Origin of the sequence: Sphingopyxis panaciterrulae (assembly GCF_014199295.1) — a bacterium.
In the GTDB taxonomy this organism is placed as follows: Bacteria; Pseudomonadota; Alphaproteobacteria; order Sphingomonadales; family Sphingomonadaceae; genus Sphingopyxis; species Sphingopyxis panaciterrulae.
Window position 1 is genome coordinate 1 of record NZ_JACIJH010000027.1, and the last position, 21,536, is coordinate 21,536.

Annotated in this window: 15 protein-coding genes and 1 pseudogene; 8 read left to right on the forward strand and 8 right to left on the reverse strand. The window is 64.3% G+C overall.

Features of this window, described 5'->3' with window-relative positions; translation table 11 throughout:
* Positions 1-30: 30 nt before the first annotated feature.
* Entirely contained in the window at positions 31-921 is an 891-nt protein-coding gene (locus FHR21_RS20365; RefSeq protein WP_184101727.1) for a cytochrome P450, read from the reverse strand.
* Between the two features lie 252 nt (positions 922-1,173).
* Here FHR21_RS20365 and FHR21_RS20370 point away from each other — a divergent pair, with 252 nt between their 5' ends.
* Together FHR21_RS20370 and FHR21_RS20995 are read left to right on the forward strand one after the other, a co-directional pair.
* On the forward strand, positions 1,174-1,881 hold the full coding sequence (locus FHR21_RS20370) for an ester cyclase (RefSeq protein WP_184101729.1): 708 nt from the start codon (positions 1,174-1,176) through the stop codon (positions 1,879-1,881).
* Between the two features lie 59 nt (positions 1,882-1,940).
* Positions 1,941-2,926 (forward strand): annotated as a pseudogene (locus FHR21_RS20995) (aldo/keto reductase).
* Positions 2,927-3,261: 335 nt separating this feature from the next.
* On the opposite strand, the gene FHR21_RS20385 reads toward FHR21_RS20995, so the two are convergent.
* The 4 genes from FHR21_RS20385 to FHR21_RS20400 form a co-directional block, all read right to left on the reverse strand.
* Entirely contained in the window at positions 3,262-4,161 is a 900-nt protein-coding gene (locus FHR21_RS20385; protein WP_184101735.1) for an ROK family protein, read from the reverse strand.
* A 52-nt stretch (positions 4,162-4,213) separates the two neighbouring features.
* On the reverse strand, positions 4,214-5,773 hold the full coding sequence (locus tag FHR21_RS20390) for an alkaline phosphatase D family protein (protein WP_184101737.1): 1,560 nt from the start codon (positions 5,771-5,773) through the stop codon (positions 4,214-4,216).
* 86 nt (positions 5,774-5,859) lie between these two features.
* Positions 5,860-7,290 carry a mannitol dehydrogenase family protein gene (locus FHR21_RS20395; RefSeq protein WP_184101739.1) on the reverse strand — a complete coding sequence of 477 codons (1,431 nt, stop codon included), beginning with the start codon at positions 7,288-7,290 and terminating at the stop codon, positions 5,860-5,862.
* 30 nt (positions 7,291-7,320) lie between these two features.
* A complete protein-coding gene (locus FHR21_RS20400) occupies positions 7,321-8,715 on the reverse strand; it encodes an FAD-dependent oxidoreductase (RefSeq protein WP_184101741.1) in 1,395 nt (464 codons plus the stop codon).
* An 89-nt stretch (positions 8,716-8,804) separates the two neighbouring features.
* Here FHR21_RS20400 and FHR21_RS20405 point away from each other — a divergent pair, with 89 nt between their 5' ends.
* Together FHR21_RS20405 and FHR21_RS20410 are read left to right on the forward strand one after the other, a co-directional pair.
* Positions 8,805-8,942 carry a hypothetical protein gene (locus tag FHR21_RS20405; protein ID WP_184101743.1) on the forward strand — a complete coding sequence of 46 codons (138 nt, stop codon included), beginning with the start codon at positions 8,805-8,807 and terminating at the stop codon, positions 8,940-8,942.
* Between the two features lie 67 nt (positions 8,943-9,009).
* Complete coding sequence (locus FHR21_RS20410) at positions 9,010-10,068, forward strand: LacI family DNA-binding transcriptional regulator (protein ID WP_184101745.1); 1,059 nt, start codon at positions 9,010-9,012, stop codon at positions 10,066-10,068.
* Here the strand turns inward: FHR21_RS20410 and FHR21_RS20415 are convergent, their stop codons facing one another.
* Both FHR21_RS20415 and FHR21_RS20420 read right to left on the reverse strand, forming a co-directional pair.
* Positions 10,069-11,277: an MFS transporter gene (locus FHR21_RS20415; RefSeq protein WP_184101747.1), complete on the reverse strand. Its 1,209-nt coding sequence runs from the start codon at positions 11,275-11,277 to the stop codon at positions 10,069-10,071.
* Between the two features lie 146 nt (positions 11,278-11,423).
* Positions 11,424-11,678, reverse strand: coding sequence for a hypothetical protein (locus tag FHR21_RS20420; RefSeq protein ID WP_184101749.1), 255 nt, complete (start codon positions 11,676-11,678; stop codon positions 11,424-11,426).
* 573 nt (positions 11,679-12,251) lie between these two features.
* Here FHR21_RS20420 and FHR21_RS20425 point away from each other — a divergent pair.
* The 4 genes from FHR21_RS20425 to acpA all read left to right on the forward strand — a co-directional run bounded on the left by FHR21_RS20425 (position 12,252) and on the right by acpA (position 20,034).
* On the forward strand, positions 12,252-15,095 hold the full coding sequence (locus FHR21_RS20425; RefSeq protein ID WP_184101751.1) for a TonB-dependent receptor plug domain-containing protein: 2,844 nt from the start codon (positions 12,252-12,254) through the stop codon (positions 15,093-15,095).
* Positions 15,096-15,162: 67 nt separating this feature from the next.
* On the forward strand, positions 15,163-16,749 hold the full coding sequence (locus FHR21_RS20430; RefSeq protein WP_184101753.1) for an amidohydrolase: 1,587 nt from the start codon (positions 15,163-15,165) through the stop codon (positions 16,747-16,749).
* A gap of 139 nt (positions 16,750-16,888) precedes the next feature.
* Complete coding sequence (locus FHR21_RS20435; RefSeq protein ID WP_184101756.1) at positions 16,889-18,334, forward strand: alkaline phosphatase family protein; 1,446 nt, start codon at positions 16,889-16,891, stop codon at positions 18,332-18,334.
* 41 nt (positions 18,335-18,375) lie between these two features.
* Positions 18,376-20,034 (forward strand): acid phosphatase, encoded by a 1,659-nt coding sequence (gene acpA / locus FHR21_RS20440; RefSeq protein WP_184101758.1) that lies wholly within the window; start codon positions 18,376-18,378, stop codon positions 20,032-20,034.
* A gap of 280 nt (positions 20,035-20,314) precedes the next feature.
* Here the strand turns inward: acpA and FHR21_RS20445 are convergent, their stop codons facing one another.
* Positions 20,315-21,382, reverse strand: a complete 1,068-nt coding sequence (locus FHR21_RS20445; RefSeq protein WP_184101760.1) for a flavin-containing monooxygenase — start codon at positions 21,380-21,382, stop codon at positions 20,315-20,317.
* Between the last annotated feature and the right edge of the window lie 154 nt (positions 21,383-21,536).

Sequence of the window (21,536 nt, forward strand, 5' to 3'; positions counted from 1 at the left end):
CAGCGCAAGGCCATCTTCAACAAACCAACATCATATCCAAAAAGGGGATCCCTCTTCGACGCCGATCGGGGGTCCCTTTTGAACGCCGTTTGACACATAGACGTCGGGATGCCGCTTCAGTTCGACCAAGGTCGTGCCGAGTAGGTTGGTCGTGGTCTCGACGCCGCCGATCAGCAGGAGGATCGACATCTGGATCACTTCGATTCGCGACATCGTCTCGCCGTCGATCTCGGCCTGGATGAAATCGGAGATGAGGTCATCTTGAAGATTGGCAGCGCGTTCGTCGTAGAGTTCCTCGAAAAAGGCGCGGATCTTGTTCGAACTGTCCTGGATCTCGGCAAGGCGCTCGGGGCCATAGGCGGCGCGATTTGCTGCCGCGAGAATATTGTCGACCCATATTTTGAATTCGGCCCGCCGCTCGGTCGGAACCCCGAGAACCTGCGCGATCACGGTCACCGGGTAGAGAGCGCAGAAGTCGGTCGCCCAGTCGAATTCGCCCTCCGTCCCGTGACGGGCGATAATATCGTCGATGAGCTGGTTCGCGACCTCGTACGTGCGGTCGACGAGTATCTTGATCTTCGAGGGGACAAAAGCCTTGTTCGCGAGCTTGCGCAGATGGACATGGCCCGGCGGGTCCATCGAGATCATCGGCGGCACCTCGGGAACCGGATCATATTCGCCAAGCAGCGCCGGCCAGAACATCGACGAGCTGTAGAGCTTGCTGTTCTTGAGCAAGGCATCGACATCATCGTAGCGCGCGACGCCGAACGCCTGAAGCGACGGCAGCCATGTCACAGGATCGTCGCGGCGCAGCTTGGCATAATAGGGATAGGGCTCGTGCTTCACGACCGGGTCGAGCGGATCGTAGACGCGCTCGCGGCCGTCCTGCGAATCGGGCCGGCTCAACGCTGCTTCGGTCATATGTCTCTCCATTCAAGGCCGTCCGTCGCCAACGTGCGGTGCCCATTTCGTTGCGACCCAGCCTATGGCGCCGCAGCGCGGTGCCAAGGGCCTGCCGTGCCACGACAAGGCAGAAAGTGCCAAAGACTTGCAAGATGGCACGATCGGCCCCGGGGTGACCCCTTTTGCCGTGGTAAATGCCTCGCCTCTCCTTACCCTCTTCTTCTATCATGATGGGCGAAGCGCCCGCGATACCCACGAGGAGAGGAACTCATGCATTTCCTGTATGCCGCTCACGTCACCGACGAGCATCTGACCCCCGACCAGCAGCGCATCCTGCGCGACCTTCGCGCGCCAACCATGTCGACCGGCGCGGCCGACGTGTCGCACCGTCCGCGACCGAAGGATTTCAACAGCGCGCAGGACTGGGTGACCGCCTTCTTCGACATGGGCGCCGAAGAAGTGCTCGGCTATTATGCCGACGATTTCGTCTGGGAAGACATTGAGTTCATGCAGACGATCACGACCAAGGAAGATCTCTACAAAGCCTTCGTCGTGTTCAACAATTCGGGGCCGGATTCGCCATTCGGCGTCCATAAGTTCGAAGTGCTCAGCTATGATGGCGACCGCTGCACGCCGCAACATGCGCAAGTCCGCAAGGGCGGCACGACGCCCGAGTTCAGCGATGAGATCTACAGTCGCTATGCCGACAACATTTTCCTCGGTTCGGACTTCGAATATGACGAATGGGGCTATATGCAGTGGATATGGAAGGCCACGCACAATGAGGATTTCTTCGGCATCCCCGCCGCGGGAAAGACGACCTATACGCGCGGCACCACAACGCAATTCTACCGGAACGGAAAGATCGTTCGCTGCCGCACGCACTGGAATTTCCGCGAGTTCGCGATGCAACTCGGCGTGATCCCCTTCCCCGACGAAGCGTGGCGCAATAATCCCGGGCTGGGCGAAGCGCGCTGATGCGCTACCAACTGCTCGGCCGGAGCGGCCTGCGCGTTTCGCAGCTCGCGCTCGGGACGATGACCTTTGGACCGGGCGCAGACTGGTCGCGCCCAGAGCAGGAATGCCGCGCGGTATTCGACGCCTATGTCGAGGCCGGCGGCAATTTCATCGATACTGCCAACATGTATACGAGCGGCGAGAGTGAGAAGATCGTCGGCCGCCCGATCGCCCCGGACCGCGACCGCTTCGTCGTCGCGACCAAATATGCCAATGCGGTGCCGGGCGCGGGCGACCCCAACGCCGCCGGCGTGCATCGCAAGAGCCTGATGCGTTCGCTCGACACGAGCCTGCAGCGTCTCGGTATCGACTATATCGACCTTTATTTCGTCCATTGGTGGGATTTCACGACCCCTGTCGAAGAGGTGCAGCGTGCGCTCGACGATGCGGTGAGCGCGGGCAAGATCCTTATGTCGGACTATCAGACGTGCCCGCCTGGGTGGTATCGCGCGCGCAGACCTTCGCCGACCTGCGCGGTCTCGTCCCCATCACGGCCATGCAACTGGAATATAGCCTCGTCCAGCGCTCGATCGAGCGCGAGCATCTTCCTCTCTCTCGCGCGCACAATATCGGTGTCATGGCGTGGTCGCCGCTGGCGGGCGGGATCCTCACCGGGAAATATACACGCGGCGGATCCGGAAATGGCACCAAACGGATGGATTCGATGCAGTTGCAGCCGCTCGACGAGCGTAACCGCCGGATCGCCGGGGCCCTCGACGCGATTGCGGACAGCCTGGGCGCGACCTCGGGTCAGGTCGCACTTGCCTGGATGATGTCGCGCGGCGTTATTCCCATCGTCGGTGCGACAAACCCCGAACAGCTAAGCGAGAACCTCGCCGCGACGGCCATCCGCCTCGACGAGAAGACATTGGCCGCTCTCGATACCGAGAGCGCATTCGACGCCGGTCACCCCTATGGCATGCTCGAATGGGATATGCCCATCGCCCTCGGATACGGCGGCATGTTCGACCAGATCGACATCCCGCTCTTTCCAGGCCGGCGCTGAGTGGAACTCGCGCGCGTTCGGGAAGCGGGACCTTGGCATCGGGTTGGCTCACCCCTCGAAACCTATGGTTTCGACTCTGGATAAAAGGAGGCTGTCGCGCGAGGGAGTCGCGCGACGGCCCAATGTCCCCGGATAGGAGGCCGGGGACGGAGAGGTCCCGATTCCGTCCTTTTCCTTTGCATGGAGTTGCGCCGGCGACACCATCATCGGAATGGCGATGATCCATGGGATCGCCGATCTCATCATGGATTGGTTCTCTGACGCACCCGCCCGCAAACGACCAGAGAATGTCAAACGGGTTTCCAACCGAGCATTCGGCCCGTCGTCGCGCCTGCTTATCCGCCCGCTTTGTCCAAAGCGTCGAGGCCCACTGCAAGCGCGCCCAAGGGACCGGCCATCGTCCCCAATCCAGGCGGGCCGAGGCGGCTGTCGAGTTGCTCGGCATAGGGGGCGAGCGATCCATAGGCGGCGATGCTCGCGGCGAGTGCCGCGCGCAGCTTGGGAAACAGCCGTTCGCGTGGGGCCATCACGCCGCCGCCGATCGCGATCCGCTCGGGCGCCGCGGTGACGACCAGATTATGCAGCAGCCCGGCGAGATCGTGGACAAATAAATCCCATTCATCGCCCCCGTCCGGAAGCTCTCGCGGCGGCCGGCAGAACCGCCTGGCGAGCGCCGGTCCCGAGATCAGCCCCTCGACGCAATCGCCGTGGAAGGGGCACGCGCCGGCAAAATCGTCGCCGGGCGCCCGGCGCACGCGCATATGCCCCGCCTCGCCATGCGCCACGCCCTGCACCGGCCGGTCGCCCGCGATCAGCCCGACGCCGACGCCGGTGCCGACGGTGATATAGCAATGGCTCGATAATCCCCGCGCCGCGCCCCAGCGCTGCTCGGCAAGCGCGGCGCCGACCACGTCGGTCTGGATGGCCAGCGGCTTGCCGTAACGCGCGGCGAGCCGGCGCGTGAGATCGGTCCCGCTCCAGCCGGGCTTGGGGGTGGCGCTGACGGACCCATAATCGGGGCTGCGCGGATCGAGATCGAGCGGACCGAAGGCGGCGATGCCGAGCGCATCGAAGCGCCAGCCGTCGAGGATCTTTTCCAGCGCCGCCAAGGTCGTCGCGGGATCGGTGGTCGGCACGGTTTCGCGGGCGCGAACATCGTCGGGCCCGGTGCCCAGAATGGCGACGCATTTGGTGCCGCCCAGTTCGAGCCCGGCGATGGATGGAGAATATGTCATGGGAGCTTCCGAGCCAGTGGTGAGGAAAAATGCGATCCGCCCTGCGCGGCGATCAGGCCCGGACCGCTTGCGGCCTGCCGGGCTCCACGACGTAGCGCGCCAGCTTGTCGATGCGGCCGCCGGGGGTGAACACCTGGTCGACGACGCGCAGATCGGTGTGCCAGACCTCTGGCTTGACGTCGAACAACAGATAGCCGCGCTGGTCGTGGATCATCGAGATATGCGGGTTGGTCGCCGCGCGCGGATCGGGGCCGATGGGAAGCCCGTTGGTGCTGATCGAGCTGACCGACGTTCCGTGGAACTCGGGCGCGACGGGCGGGCTTTCGAGGTCCCCGCGACGCGACGGCAAATTGCCGATAAAGAACATATGGCTGTCGCCCCCGGCGATCACGACATTCTTGCCGCGTTTCTGGATCATCCTGACCAGCCGCGCGCGTGCATCGGGATAGCCCGTCCAATTGTCGTAGCCGTTCGAGGGAATTTTCTGCGCCGACCGGTCGAACGGCATGACGAGGCCGCCGAGTCCCAGCAGGTTCCAGGCGAAATCGGGGGTCAGGCCCTTGCCCAGCCAGCGTTCCTGCGCATCGCCCAGCATCGTGTCGGGCTTGTCGCGCGTATCGACGCAATTGCCGTTTCCGGGCTTTTCGCAAAGGCGGATGCTGCGGTAGCTGCGCTTGTCGAGGACGTGAAGGCGCATCAGGCGGCCGAAATCGAGCCGCCGATACGTCAGCGGCGATCCCCAGTGCGGAAACTGGCTCCTTCGCACGGGCATATGCTCGTACCACGCCTGCATCGCGGCGGCGCGGCGGAGCAGAAAGACTTCGCGGGGCGTGCTGCCGTCGTCGAGATCGCCGGCCCAATTATTCTCCACCTCGTGATCGTCGAAGGTCGACACGAACGCCGCGGCGGCGTGGGCGGCCTTCAGATCGGGATCGACCTTGTAGAGCGCGTAACGCTGCCGATAATCGTCGAGACTGTAGATCTTGTCGCTGTTGTGGTGGCGCACGAGGGGCGCCTTGGCCGCCGCCGCCGGGCTCGCGGGTTTCCCCTCATAGATATAGTCGCCGTAATGATAGACGAGATCGAGGTCGGGTTCCTCGCTGATATGGCGCCATGCCGTGAAGAGCCCGCGTTCGTAATGCTGGCATCCGGCGACCGCGATCCGCAACCGGTCGAGCGCCGCTCCGGCGGCGGGCGCCGTGCGGACGGTGCCGGTGTCGCTGGGGATTCCGCCCGCGACGAAGCGATACCAGTAGCGGCGATGGCTGCCGAGGCCCTCGACCTCGACATGAACCGAATGCGCGAGTTCGGGCCGCGCCAGCGCGGTGCCGGTCCGCACGATCCGGTGGAAGGCTTCGTCCTCGGCGACGTCCCAGCTCACCGGCACGGCCTCGGCCGGCATGCCGCCATGGGGTTCGAGCGGTTTCGGCGCGAGGCGGGTCCAGAGGACGAAGCCATCGGGCGCCGGATCGCCCGAGGCGACGCCGAGCGTAAACGGGTCGTCGAGAAATTGCGGCGCGGCAAACGCGGGCGTCCGCGCCAGCGCGGCGAACAGCATGGCATGGCCCCCGGCGCGAAGCAGGGTGCGGCGGCTGGGCGGATATTCGGTCATAAGGCAAGCCTCGCTCTGCTCATGTCGGCGGACGTGTTCGGCGGCGTCCGGCTCTCGTCGATGTCTGCGAGCGCAGGTCGCATCGGTCAGCCTTCCGTATAGCGCGCCAGCGCCGCGCCGACCCCTTCGTTCCAGACGAGATGCAGCGCCTGTTCGAACGCGGCGACGAACGCGGGATCGTCCGAAAGGTCGCCGTAGATCGCGCGCATTCCGATCCATCGGGCGGGATCCTGCTTCGCCGCGCGCGCGGTCGCCGTCAACATGTCCCAATCGGGATCGTTCGGAGGGGTCGTGCGGCCCCGGGAGTCGGTGCCCTCGCAATAGCGGCACCACAAGGCGCTGGCGAGGATCAGCCCCGCCGGCATCACGCCTCTGGCGATATTGTCCCGGATCGACGGGATGATGAATTTCGGCTGGCGGTTCGATCCGTCGAAGCACAGGCGGCGCGCGGTGTCGGCGATCTCGGGGTTCGCGAAGCGCCGCAGAATGAGCTGTTTGTAGTCGTGCAGATCGTGGCCCGGAACCGGGGGGACGATCGGTACGATCTCGTCGGTTTCGATCTTGTCGAGGAAGGCCGCGATCCTGCCATCGGCCATCGCTTCGTGGACATGCTCGATCCCCAGCAGCTCCGCCGGATAGCCGATGGCGGCATGGCCGCCATTGAGGATGCGGATCTTCATCGTCTCGAAGTCGTGCACGCGCGGCGTGAAGATGGCGCCGACCTTTTCGAGAGCCGGCCGGCCGGCCGGGAAGCGGTCTTCGATCACCCATTGCCGGAACGGCTCGCACGTCACCGGCACCGGATCGTCAAGGCCGAACGCCGCCGCCATCGCGCGCTCGCGCGGGCCGGTCGCCGGCGCGATGCGGTCGACCATGGCGTTCGGAAAGGCGACGTGGGTGTCGATCCAGTCGGCGAGGCCGGGATCGGACAGGCGGGCCAGCCCGACCACCGCGGCGCGTGCGACATCGCCGTTGCCGGGCAGATTGTCGCACGACAGCAGCGTGAAGGGCGCGACACCGGCGGCGCGGCGGGCCGCGAGCGCCGCGACGATCGCCCCGAAGGCGGTCGCCGGGCGGTCGGGCGCCGCAGCGTCGGCGGCGATCTCGGGCGCCGCCGGATCGAAGCGCCCGGTCGCGGGATCGATGAAATAGCCGCCTTCGGTGACGGTCAGCGAAACGATGCGGATTTCCGGCCGGCGCATCGCCGCGATCAGCGGGCCGTTCGCGGGATCGACCTCGACGAAGCCGATCATGGCGCCGACGCGGCGCGCGCGCTTGCCCTGAGGGTCGAGCTCGATGACCGTCGACAACCAGTCCTGCGCCGCAAGCGCCTCGCGCATCCGGGCATCGGCGGGACGCACCCCCGCGCCGAGGATCGCCCAGTCATGATCCTCGCCCAGCGCGAACAGATCGTCGAGATAGGTCGCCATATGGGCCCGGTGGAAATTGCCGAGGCCGATATGCACGATGCCCGGCGTCAGTCGTCCGCGATCATATCGGGGCTGAGCGACGCTCATCTCATCTTCTTTCGGGAAGCCGTGCCACAATCACCGGGCAGCGCTGACCGCGGGATAGGTGGTCAGTTCGATCGGGGCCTGGGGATCGACGACATTGTCGAAATCGATCACCGCGCCCTGTGCGATCAGCGTTTCGCGCAGATGCTCGAAATTCATCGCCGACATGCTGTACCCGTGCGTGACGCTCAGCGCGGCGGCCGTTCCCGCGCCCTGGCCCATCGCCATGCAGGTCGCCATCACGCGCACCGAACCGAAGCCCGGACCGTCCGCGCTCAGACAGCGGCCCGCCGTGACGAGGTTGACGCTGCCGCGCGGCACCAGGCAGCGGAAGGGAACATTATATTCCTGCCGCGGGATGACGAGGCCGTTCTGATCGTTGCTGTCGCTCGCGTGGATGTCGATGACGTGCGCGCCCTTTGCGATCGTGTCGGGAAAGGCCTTGGGAAACAGGATGTCGTCGTGTTTCAGCTCGTAGAGGCCGACGATGTGATAGGATTCGCGCACCCCCGTCTGGATGCCCGATTTCGCCAGCCAGCAGTCGCGAAATTCGGGGAACTCGCGGCGCAGGATTTCGATGATGAGCTGGAGATTCTCGCGCAGGCTGCATTCGGTCCTGGTGAACCATTCGGGATCGCTGGCGTCGGTCGCCTCGCGAAGCACGTTGATGCTCACCATGCCGTCGTGGAAGAATTTGTTGATCCACGGGCCGCCGAAAATCGGAATCTCGCCCCCCTCGTTGAGTTCGAGCAGCCGGTTGCGGATCACCTCCGACACCGGCAGCATTCCGTCGACGGCGTCGCGGAACAGATAATCGAGCGCGTCGGTGTCGACGCCGCCCAACTGGAACCACAAGGTCGCCGGCTGCAGGACGTCGCCCTTCGTGGTCGGAAGGCCTGCCGCGCGCACGAGATCGGCGTCACCGGTGCAATCGACGAACACCTCCGCCTCATAGGCGACGCGGCCCGCCTTGTTCTGCACGATGACATGGGTGACGCGGTCGCCCTCGACGACGCAGTCCGAAAACCAGCTATGATAGAGCAACGTCACACCGCTTTCGAGCAACAGGCGCTGCGCGGCGAGTTTCAGTATCTCGTCGTTGACGGGGAAATTGCCGCTTTCGAGCGTGACGTTCGCGCCGCCGAGCTCAGCGGCTTTCCGGAGGAGCTCGAACGGAATTCCGCCGATATGCTGCTTGCCGAAATGACGGAATTCGCTGATCGGCGTCACCAGCGCGCTCGTCGACATGCCGCCGACGAAGCCATAGCGTTCGATCAGCAGCGTATTGGCGCCGTTGCGGGCCGCCGCCACGGCCGCGATCAGCCCGGCGGGGCCGCCGCCACAGACGACGACGTCATAGCTGCCACCGACGGGCACCTCACTGCCCGGCACGCTGATCGACGCATTTTGTTTGAATATCGCGGACATACTTCTTCTACTGGCCAGTTTGGGTGGTGGAACGGGGGAGGCGTCCGGCTGCCTTGAAGCCGTGGCCGGAATCACTCTCTGCAAAGCTAATGAATATCGATAATGTAACCCTGCCACAGGCCCATACGCTAGTCAACGGTGCTTTTATCGCTATGATATATGAGAATATAATTAAAAATCTGCCGATTGGTATCCAGCCACGAAAATTGCCGAAAATCGAATTATGAGATAACGATAATGTTTATCCTGCGTGCCGCGATGGGCGCTAGACTTATCATTCAAGGAGGTGCGTGCATGACGGAAGTAGGCAGGGGGCGGCGTCAGCCTACTCTTCAGGATCTCGCGAAGGTCGTGGGGCTGACGGCGAATACGATATCACGCGCATTGAACGACAGGCCGGGAGTCAGCGCGACGACCCGCGCCTTGATCAAGGCAGAGGCCGAACGCCTCGGCTATGTTCCCAATGTCCACGCCCGGTCGCTCGTTCTCGGCTCGCGCAAGACGATCGGCGTGATCGTCAGCAACATCTCGAACCCCTTCTTCTCCGATCTGGTCAGCGAGGTCGAACTGCAGGCGCAACATGCCGGCTATACCGTCCTGCTGCTCCTTTCCTATGAATCGGCGGAACGCGAGCGCGACGCCATTGACCGGGCATTGCGATCCGGATTGGACGGCCTCATCGCGGCGCCGGTGCAGGAACGCTCCACCGCATGGACGCCGGTGATCAAGGCGGGCATTCCGCTCGTCCTCGTCAGCCGCGAACTCCCCGAACTGGGAGTCGATTTTTACTCTACCGACAATGACGCGGGCATCCAGCTCACGACCGACGCCGTTCTGGCCAGGGGCGCGAAGGACGTCGTGCTGCTCGATGAAGACATGCCCTTTTCGACCATCCGGCTTCGGACCGAGGGATTCCGGCACTCGCTCGAGCGGCACGGGCTGACATTCGACCCGCGATACAATCTCGCGCTCATCCCCCCTGCCCGCTCGTTTCGCGTTTCCCAATCGTGGCATGCCGACGATGCCTATCGCGTCGCCGCCGACTTGCTGGATCGTGGCCGGCGCCCCGATGCCTTCGTCGTCGGGGACGATTATTACGCCCTCGGCCTGTACCGCGCGCTGCGCGAGCGCAATATCCGCATCCCCGACGATGTGATGGTGATGGGATGGGGAAATCTTCCGTTCACGCGGTTCATGGAGCCACCGCTTTCCACGCTGCTCCTGCCCTTCGAGGAGGTCGCGCGCCGGGCCACGCGCCGCCTTCTCGATCGCATTCAGGGCACGGCCGACAATCGGATCGTGACCGAACGCATCGTTCCCGAACTCGCGATCCGGGCATCGACCACGCGCTGATCAGGCGCCGGTCGCGGCCGCACGCCTTGCCCTGCTCCGCCCGATCACCAGGAACAGGATCACCGCGGAGACCGGATGCAGGATCGCCAGCCCCGCGAACAGCGCGATATAATCGAACTGGGCGAGCAGCGATCCGGCCAGCAGGTTGAGAACGAGGGAGGTGCTGGCGCCGACCGCGCCGAGTATCCCCACCGCGGATGCGTTGATCTTGACCGGAAACAGGCCTGCCAGGAGGACGTTATATCCGACGAACCAGGCTTGGCAGACCGCGACCACGACGGTGATGATAGCCACCGCGACGAACGCGCTCGACGCCATGGTGATGAGCGCGCCCAAGGGCATCAGCGCGGCGCTGAGGGCGAAGACGCGAAGCTGAACGCGGATGGGATCATGCCCGCGCTCGGTATAGCGGTCGACCAGGCGGCCGAGCATGATGCAGACCAGCACCGCGACGATGTAGGGGATGCCGCCGACGAAGCCCAGTTCGGCGAGCGACAGCCCGGCGCGCTCCTGCAGATAGCCGGCGCTCCAGAAAAGATAGAAATACCAGACCGGATCACTGATCATGCGCGCCGCGACGATCGCCAGGAATCTCTTGTCCCTGAGCAGCTCTTTGACCGATGGAGCCTCTTCGTCGACGGCTTCGGGCACTGGCGACGGAACGCTCGGCACCGGCGGCGCGGAAGAGCCGTGCTTGGTGTCCGTGAACCACCACATGATCGCGACGACGATCCCGATCACCCCCGGTATCACGAACGCCATGCGCCAGTTGAGGCCCGTCGCCAGCAAGGCGATCAACGGCGGGGCGAGGATGGCGCCGATATTTCCGGCCGGCGTCGCGATGCTGATCGCGAGGGCGCGGCGTTCGACGGGAACCCAGTTCAGGATCGCGCGCTGAACGACCGGAAAGGCCCCCGGTTCCGCGGCGCCCATCAAGACCCGCGACGCGGCGAGATGCCCGAAGCTATGCGACAGGCCCGAGGCGATGTTCGCAACGGACCAGCCGATCGCGAACACCGTCATGCACACCCGCGTCCCGACCCGGTCGATCAGCCGCCCGCTCACGACATACATGACGATGTAGGGCAGCATGAAGGCGAAGGTCAGCAGCGAATAGGCTTCGTCGTCGAAGGCGAGCTGCGTCTTCATGACCGGCTTGAGAATGGCCAGCGTCTGCCGATCGAAATAGTTGAGAACCAGCAGCGCCATCGCAAGACTGATGATGAGCCACGCTTTTCGGGGCATTTTCTTTGCCGGTGCGGGGCCGGCGGTCGTGGTCGGAGCTTGGGTCAACGGACGGGTCCAATCGATTGCGGGTGATGGGCCGAAGCGCCGGCCCTGGGACGGATCGACATTTAGAAGATGGCGAGCCGAAAATGATGGGTTTTCGCGACCCGGCGCGCAGCGTGCTCATGGTACGTGAGCACCGGAAGCGCGGAAAGCCGCCATTTGCAGGCCGCCAGAGCTAAATGTCGATCCGTCCCAGGGCCGACGCATGTTGCGGTCTCATCGTTCAGATCGAGCATTCTGGCAATGAATGCGGTCGCGATCCCGACGATGCCGGACAGGATCAAGGGTCTTTCGTTGCCGGGGCGGAGCGCGCCGCGCATCCGCCCGGCCTTGGGGTACGTCCCGCGCGGTTCGGACGGTCGGCGCACCGAAGCCGGCGCACGGAAACCCATGCCCCGCGACTCGACGGCAGCCACGGCGCCCACGCGTCGCTCGCGTTCTCGCTCTCGGAGCGGCAGGCGCGCGCGCCCTCGAGGGCATGCACTGCGCAGAACCACGGCCGGTGTGCCGGCGGGCGATGTCGGCGGGAAAGCATGCGTGTCACGAGTCAACCGTCCCGTCCCCTTTCTGATAACATTATCGTTATCGTAAATTGACATCGCTCATCTGTCCATAGGGTGGTTTTTATCCGGATGAATGGCACAAATCTGTAATAAATCCGTGTGATAGCAAGATCGTTGACTATTGGAGCATGATCTGGCAGTTCTACATTAACGATATTGTAGAATCGGTGCCACGGTGCGGATAAGGGGTTTCGGGCCGCACGCCCTCCCCCGGGCTGCGACCTGCACCACGGAAAATACAGATTATCCAATAAACACAAAATCTTAGTGGAGGACGTAATGAGGTCTAAGACAAGCCTGTTTCTCGCGACGTCGACGGTTTCGATGTTGATGGCATTCGCCGCCCCTGCATTCGCCCAGCAGGCACCCTCGCCCGACGCCGGACTGTCCGGCGATGGAGACGGGATGCAGGCGAGCGAAGGAGAGGCGATCGTCGTCACCGGTTCGCGTATCGCCCGGCCCGAACTCGAATCGCCGATGCCGGTCAGTGTCACCAGCATGGAGCAGGCGCTCGACCTCGGGCGGATCAGCGCCATCGAGGCGCTGGAACTCGACCCGGCGCTGGGCACCAACCAGAATCTCAGCAGCGACGTCAGGGGCTGGGACGCGGGAATCGCGGCGGTCAACCTGCGCGATCTCGGCACCAACCGCAGCCTGACGCTGATCGACGGACAGCGCCGCGTGTCCGGTTCGGCGCGATCTTCCGCGGTCGATATCGGCATGATCCCGGTGAGCATGATCGATCGGATCGAGGTCGTGACCGGCGGCGCCGCGGCAATTTACGGCGCGGACGCGGTGACGGGTGCCGTCAACATCATCACCAAGCGTGACGTCGAAGGCCTGCATATTTCGGCCCTGACCGGTATTTCCGAACAGGGCGATGCCGCGAAATATCTGGTTTCGATCGCCACCGGCGGCAAATTTGCCGACGGCCGGGGCTCCTTCTCGATCGGCGGCACCTATTCGCAATCCAATCCGCTGATTTACACTGATCGTTTCGACTGGCGCGATTGGCCGACCTATCGGGCGAACCCCGAAAATACCGGCATCGACGACGGCATTCCCGATCGGGTGCTGTCGCCGAACACCCGGCAGCTCTATTATGATTATGTGCCGACCTATTGGCTGAACGGCCAGCGCTACATGGTCGAGAACGGCAATGTGCGCGAATCCAAGTGCGATATCGAATATAGTCCCGGACAGTACGCCGTGTGCGACGGCGGCGACGGCAGGAATCTGAGCGACCGCGATCAATTCCGCGGCGGCCTGAAGTCGTTGGCGCTGATGGGACGCGTCGATTACCAGATCACCGACACCATCGAGTTCGGCACCCACTTTTCCTACGCGCGCCAGAAGTATGACGGAACGTATAATTATTGGCGCGACGACAGCCGGGCGACCTATTTCTCCGGCCCGGTGCCGGGCGGGCGCGGCGCCGTCGCGCAGTTGGACAACCCCTATCTGCCCGACTCCGTCCGGCAGGTGATGCTCGATAACAACCTGACCTCGCTGTATATCGACCGGACCTATGGCAACTTCCCCGAGCGGGAAGAGGATCACGACCGGGAAAGCTACACCATCGGCTCCTCGCTCACCGGAAAGCTGGGTTCGCGGTTCAAATGGGAGGCCTTCTGGCAGTACGGCCGCGTAACCGACAATGTCACCGAAGCGAATGTTCCCTGGAAATCGCACTGGATCGCCGCGCGCGACGCCATCGCCGATCCGGTGACCGGCGACCCCATCTGCCGCGATGCCGTGGCTCGTGCGCAGGGTTGCGTGCCATTCGACATCTTCAGCACCGCGCCGGCGACCGAGGCGCAGATCAAGTGGGCGATGGCCGACCGGCACGAGCGGCGGGTCAATACGCAGCAGATCTATGGCGCGAACATCAACGGTCCGCTGTTCGCGCTTCCCTATGGCGATGTATCGGTCGCCGTGGGTGTCGAGCACCGCAAGGAAACGCTGAAGACCACGGACGATCCGCTCGCGCTCGCGGGCGAGCTGGTGTACGGCGCCGGTCCGTCCGAACACCCCGAACTCGACGTCGGCTTCAATGTGAGCGAGGCCTATGGGGAAGTGGTCGTCCCGCTCCTCAGCGATCTGCCGTTCGCCCGGCGGCTCGAGGTCGAGGGCGCCTACCGCTATTCGGACTATAGCACCGTCGGCAGCACGCATGCCTGGAAAGCGGGGGCCATGTGGTCGCCCGTGGACGGCCTCAGCTTCCGCGGCGTTCTCTCGCGGAGCGTCCGCACGCCGAATTTCGGCGAGCTTTACGAAGCGAAGGTCGAGACGCTCACCGGCGCCTATACCGATGCCTGCTCGCTGGCGCTCTATTACGCCTCCGAGACGCGGGCGGCGAACTGCAAGGCCTTGGGGATCGACACCCCCTTCGAGACCCCCAGGATCGGCCCCGTCGTCGTCACCGGCGGCAACCCCGATCTCAAGCCTGAAACCTCGAACAGCCTGACGCTGGGCGCCATATTGCAGCCGCGGTTCCTGCCGGGTCTCGATATCACCGTCGATTACTGGGATATCGACATCAAGAATGTCATCACCCAATTTTCCTACGCCACCCTGATCCGGCTCTGCGTCGATGCGCCGACGATCGACAACCCCTATTGCGCTCGCGTGACCCGCGATCCGGTCACCGGCTATGCGACACGGGTCGAATCGAACCAGCTCAATGCCGCACGACTCTATGCACGCGGTGTCGATATCGGGGTGGGCTATCGTCGGCCCGTGGGCGAGGGCACGCTCAGCCTGTCGTTCAAGGGGACCTACCTGCTCGACAAGGTGACCGAAACCACCCCGGGGATCCCGGAAGGGGACGTCGTCTCCGATGGCGCCTGGGAGAATCCGAGGTTCCGCGGCAACCTGCTGATGTCGTACAAGATCGACGACCTCAACATCGCGCTCAACACGCGCTTCATCAGCGCCGCGACTTATGAACTGAACACCGACTCGGATGAAGCCTATCCGCGGCAACATATTCCGGCGAAGGTCTACAACGACCTGTCCGTGCAATATGATATCGGAGGGAAATATCAGTTCGGCTTCGGCGTGAACAATATCCTCAACATCATGCCGACCCATATGCCGACCATTTATCGGGATGACAGAATATATGGCGTCGTCGGCCGGTATTTCTTCACCACGGTCAAGATGAATTTCTGATCGGAAGACTGGAATCGCAAGCGAGGGGAAACCCTCGCTTGCGATTGGGAACGAGGAGAAACGAGGCATGATCCGATCCGCCATCGCCGTTGCGGGAGCACTGGCGCTCGCTTTCCCCGCCGCCTCGCAGGCCGCGCCGCAAGGCGCCAAGACCCAGGTCGTGCGCGGGGTGGAAGCGCGAGCCAAGCTGTCGCAGGTCATCAACGATCAATTGTTCAGCTATGCCGAGATCGGGTTCCAGGAGCACGAGACCGAACGCTATCTGACCGCCCTGCTGGAAAAGCACGGGTTCGCGGTCGAACGGAACATCGCGGGGCTGCCGACGGGCTGGGTCGCGCGGTGGACGAACGGCACCGGGGGGCCGGTGATCGCGCTGGGCAGCGACATCGATGGCATCCCGAAGGCGAGCCAGACTCCCGGCATCCCGTGGCACCAGCCGATGGTCGACGGCGCGCCGGGGCACGGCGAGGGGCATAATAGCGGCCAGGCGATGAACATCGTCGCGGCGCTGGCAGTGAAGGACTGGATGGTCCGCACGAACACCGCGGGGACGCTGGTGATCTGGCCGGGCGTCGCCGAGGAATTGCTGGGCGGCAAGGCCCGCTTCGTCCGCGCCGGCGTGTTCAAGGATGTCGACGCGGCGCTCTTCAGCCATGTCAGCAGTCAACTCGCGACCGCCTGGGGCCAGCCCAACGGCACCGGCATGGTCAGCGTCGAATATACATTCGAGGGCGAGAGCGCGCATGCCGCCGCCGCCCCGTGGCGGGGGCGCTCGGCGCTCGACGGCGTGATCGCGATGGCGGACGGTTGGGAGATGCGGCGCGAGCATCTGCGCCCCGAGCAACGATCGCACTATGTCATCAGCGAAGGCGGCGACCAGCCCAATGTGGTGCCCTCCGAAGCCAAGATCTGGTTCTATTTGCGCGAGATGAATTTCGACGCCGTCGAAAAGATGCTCGCGACCGCCGACGCCATTGCCGACGGCGCCGCCAAGATGACGAGCACCACGGTCAGCCGGCGAATCCTGGGCGTGGCGGCCACCCAGCACTTCAACCGGCCGATGGCGGAAGCGGCACAGGCCAATATCGTCGCGGTCGGCCTGCCCGAATGGGACGCCGACGATCAGGCCTTCGCGCGCGCCGTGCAGGCGAATGTCGACGCGACGGTGACGACCGGGTTGCCGACGAAACTGGCGGCGTTCGGCCCGCCGCCCAAGGAGCCGAAATCGGCCGGATCGGACGATATCGGCGACGTGAGCTGGACCGTGCCCACGATCACCATCCGCTATCCGGCCAATATCCCGGGGTTGCCGGGGCATAATTGGGCGAATGCCATCGCGATGGCGACCCCGATCGCGCACAAGGGCGTTCAGGCCGGCGCCAAGGTGATGGCGATGACGGTCGTCGACCTGCTGACCAAGCCGAAGCTGCTGGCGGACGCAAAGCGCTATTTCCGCGAGGTGCAGACCAAGGACCAGCATTATGTTTCGATGCTGGCGACCGACGATACGCCGCCGACCTGGCTGAACGCCGAGACGATGGCGCGGTACAAGCCCGAGCTGGTGAAGCATTATTATGACCCGCAGCATTATGGGTCGTATCTGGAACAGCTCGGCGTCCAATGGCCGACGCTGACGAAGGGGCCGGCGAAATAAGGCCTGGTTGAACGGCGCCGAGCGCGCCGGACGAGGTCGCTGAAACGCCGTCCGCCCGCGGGCCAGGCGCCCTGACGTCGCGATCGGTCAAAAGCCCGTCTTCGGCACCGAAACAGATAAGCGAAGGAAAAAGCGCCGGATGTCGACGACGCCCCCCTTGACCCGCCGCCGCCTGCTCACCAACGCGGCGCAACTCGCGTCGGTGGCCGCGGCGTCGATGCTGATGCCGCCCAATGTGCAAAGGCTGATGGCGCAGCCGCCCCGGCGCGCGGGCACGCTGAAGGACATCAAGCATGTCGTTCTGCTGATGCAGGAAAACCGGTCGTTCGATCATTATTTCGGCATGCTTTCGGGCGTGCGCGGCTTCGGCGATCCCGATGCCCTGATGCTTTCCACCGGCAGGACCGTCTTTCACCAGCCCGATGCCGCGAGCCCGGACGGCTATCTGCTGCCGTTCCACCTCGATACCTTTTCCACCAATGCGCAGAAACTGCCCTCCACCAGCCATGCCTGGGCGGTGCAGCATCAGGCGTGGAACGGCGGCAGGATGGACCAGTGGCTGCCGGCGCACCGCGCCGCCGACGGGGTCAATGGCCCCTATACGATGGGCTATTTCAAGCGCGAGGATATCCCGTTCCACTATGCGCTGGCCGAGGCGTTCACGATTTGCGACGCCTATCATTGCTCGGTGATGGGGCCGACCTGGCCGAACCGGTTTTATCATATGACCGGCATGATCGATCCGGAGGGGGCGAGCGGCGGGCCGGTGATCGAGAATATCATGCCGCCCGGCGGGTTCCGCTGGAAAACCTACCCCGAACGATTGCAGGATGCCGGGATCGACTGGCGACTCTATCAATATGGCGAGATGGGGAAACGCCCCAACAACATCTTCAAATATGTCGCGCGGTTCCGCGACGCCCCCGCGGGTTCGCAACTGGCGCAGCGCGGGTTGCCGGACGCCGACGAGGGCCGGTTCGCGCATGACGTGCTCCACGACCGCCTGCCGACCGTCTCGTGGCTGATGCCCTCCGCCGTAGGGTGCGAGCATCCCGACTACATGCCCGCCGCCGGCGCCGATTTCATCGCGCGCCGGCTCAACGAGCTCGCCGCCAACCCGGATGTCTGGGCCAAGACGGTTTTCATCCTCAACTATGACGAGAATGACGGCCTGTTCGATCATGTCGCGCCGCCCGTGCCCCCGGCCGGAACGCCGCATGAATTCGTCGGCGACGTGCCGATCGGCGCCGGCTTTCGCGTGCCGTGCATCATCATATCGCCCTGGACGGCCGGCGGCTGGGTATCGAGCCAGCCGTTCGACCATACGTCGATCCTGCAATTTCTGGAGCGGATCACCGGCGTCCGCGAGCCCAATATCAGCGACTGGCGCCGCCGAACCTTCGGCGATCTCACCTCGGTTTTCCGTTTCCATCATCCTGCGGCGAGGCCGCCGGCCCTGCCGAAGACGGAGGAGAGGCTGGCGCTCGCCAGACATAACGCGGCGACGATGCCCTTCCCCTTCATTCCGGGCTCCAGCCAACAGGTTCCGGTGCAGGAGCGCGGCGAGCGCAAGCGAATCCGATAAGCGCCGGACAGGGCGCTGCGGCGCAGCATGAGGATCACGAGATGAACGAGAATCCCTCCGGTTCGGACGAACCGCTTTCCCCCGAGCGCCGCCTGTTGCTTGGAGGCCTCGCCGCGGCGGTGGGCGCTGCGGCAATGGGCGATGCGGGAGCCGCCCCCGCACCGGCGGCACCCGCCGCCAGGCCGGTTGCCGATGCGGCGCTGCGCGATGCCATCGACACGGTGGTGATCATCTATGCGGAGAACCGCAGCTTCAATAATCTGTTCGGCGACTTTCCCGGGGTCGAGCAGCCGCTTTCCGCGGTGCCGCCCGAACGCTATCTCCAGCGCGACCGCGACGGCGGGGTGCTGCAACAATTACCGCCGATATGGGAAGGGTTGGTGCCGCACCGGCAGGTCGTCGAGCACCGCGAATATCTGAGCGACGAGACCGTCCATGCGGCGCTCGCCAACGCGCCGTTCGCGCTCACGACGCCCGAGGGCGATCCCCTGCCGCATGGTCTGGTCACCCGCGACCTGGTCCACGCCTTTTACAACAACCAGTTGCAGATCAACGGTGGCCGCAACGACGGCTTCGTCGCATGGGGCAACAGCGGCGCTCTGGTCATGGGCTATTATGCGGACAATGCCGCCAACCTCCGCCTTTGGCAGATCGCGCGCGAGTTCACCTTGTGCGACAATTTCTTCATGGGCGCGTTCGGCGGCTCCTTCCTCAACCATCAATATCTGGTCGCGGCGCGCCCGCCTTATTATCCGAACGCCGACAAGGGGTCGGCGAAAGGCCGCATCACTGAACTCGACGAAAGCGACCCGCGCGGCATCCGCCCCCGGCAGACCGCCCAGTCTCCGGCCAGCGCCATGGACGGACCGGTGCACTTCGTGCCCAATTCGCTGACGCCGGATTTCTACGCGGTCAACACGATGCTGCCGCCCTATGCTCCGAGTTACGATCTCGATGCCGGGCGACCGGGCTATACGAACTGGTCCAGCGCCAAGACGCTCGTGCCCCAACGCCACGACACGGTCGGCGACATGCTCTCGGCCCGCGGGGTCGACTGGGCCTGGTACGCCGGCGGCTGGACCGCCGCGCTGGCCGGGCACGGCACCGACGCTGAATTCCCCACGCGGCCCAATTTTCAGCCGCACCACCAACCGCTCAACTATTTCGCGCAGTTCGCCCCCGGCACGGCACGGCGCGACCGGCACCTGCGCGACGGCGGCCTCGGCGAAACGGCGCGAACCAATATCTTCCTCGCGGACGTCGAGGCCGGGCGCCTGCCCGCGGTCAGCTTTTACAAGCCGCAGGGCAACCTCAACATGCATGCCGGCTATTCGGATGTCGATGCGGGCGACCGGCATATCGCGGGCGTGATCCAAGCACTGCGCAACAGCCCGCAATGGGAAAAAATGCTCGTCATCGTCACCTTCGACGAAAATGGCGGGTGGTGGGACCATGTCGCGCCGCCCAAAGGGGATCGCTGGGGCCCAGGGACGCGTATTCCCGCGATCATCGTCTCTCCCCATGCACGCCGCGGCGAAGTCGATCACACCATCTATGACACCGGCTCGATCGCGCGCTTCCTCACGCGGCGCTTCGGGCTGAAAAAACTGCCGGGATTGGTCGAGCGCGAACGGGCGATGATCGCCGCCGGCGGGCCGCCACCGGGCGACCTCACGGGGGCACTCGCGCTTAACGGATAAGACCGTCCGGCTCCATGAAAGCCGGCGCGATTCCCGGCGGACACTATGCGGTCCCGCGAATGGTCTATCACCACATCGGATAGGACCGAAATCGGCCGTGCCCGGACGAACCGCGTTCCCCGAGTTACAGCGAATATCGGTCGATCGAATTTGTCCGCGCCGCCTGGGGTCGAGACCCGGGCGAGACGTGCCGGCCGGAATGATGAAGGGAACGGCCGCTCCCGTTCAGCCAGCAGGAAATCCATCGGTCGACGCGAGGCGTCCAGGCCCGAACCTTCGCTCAGGCCTCGAGCTTGAACCCGCTGTAGTTCGCCGATGCGACATCGGCGCATATCTCGCGATAGCGCCCCAGGCCGCCAATATAGACCGGAAAGCTCCGCGGCTTGCCGGGAACGTTCGCGCCCGTGTACCAGGTGTTCGCCGTCGGATAGAGCGACCGCGCGCCCAGCGCCGTGACCTTCTTCATCCACCATTCTTCGGCATCGGCCTTCGGTTCGATGGATCGCAGGCCGTCGGCGCGCATATGTTCGATGCAGTCGCAGATCCAATCGACATTCTGCTCGTTCAGAAGGATGAAATTGGCGAGGGCCGACGGACCATTCGGTCCCGCGACGACGAACAGATTGGGAAACCCCTCGATCATCAAGCCAAGATGCGAGCGACCGCCTTCGGCCCATTTGTCCTTCAGGCGGCAGCCGTCCCGACCCTCGATGTCGATCGACAGCATCGCGCCGGTCAGGGCATCATAACCGATCGCCGCGATGATGATGTCGACCTCGACCTCGCCCTCTTTCGTGCGGATGCCCGTCTCGGTGATTTCGACGATCGGATGCTCGAGGCAATCCTTCAGCGTCACATTGTCGCGGTTATAGGCCTCGTAATAGCCGGTATCGAGGCACGGGCGCCGCGCGAAGATCGGATAGCCGCGCGGGGTCAGGCGGCGTGCGGTGTCGGCGTCCTTCACCACTTCGGCGATCTTGCCGCGCACGAATTCGGCGACAACCTCGTTCGCCTCGCGATTGGTCAGCAGGTCGGAAAAGAGGCCAAGGAACGTCAGGCCGCCGTGGGCCCAGGCATCCTCCATCAATGTCTCGCGTTCCGCCGGCGTCACGCTGAACAGCGGGCGATGGGTGATCGGACGGACCCCGCCAGTCAGCGAATGGCGCGCCGCGGCGCGCAGCCCCGGATAATGGGCCTTGATATGCGCCACATAGTCGGGGTGGAGCTTGCGGTTGCGCATGGGCAGCGTGAAGCTCGGCGTGCGCTGATAGACATAGAGATGTTCGGCCTGCTCGGCGACGACCGGAACGATCTGGATGCCCGACGATCCGGTGCCGATCACTGCCACACGCTTGCCCTTGAGATCGACGTCGTGATGCGGCCATTTGCCCGACAGATAAAGCTCGCTGTCAAACGGCGTTCAAAAGGGACCCCCGATCGGCGTCGAAGAGGGATCCCCTTTTTGGATATGATGTTGGTTTGTTGAAGATGGCCTTGCGCTG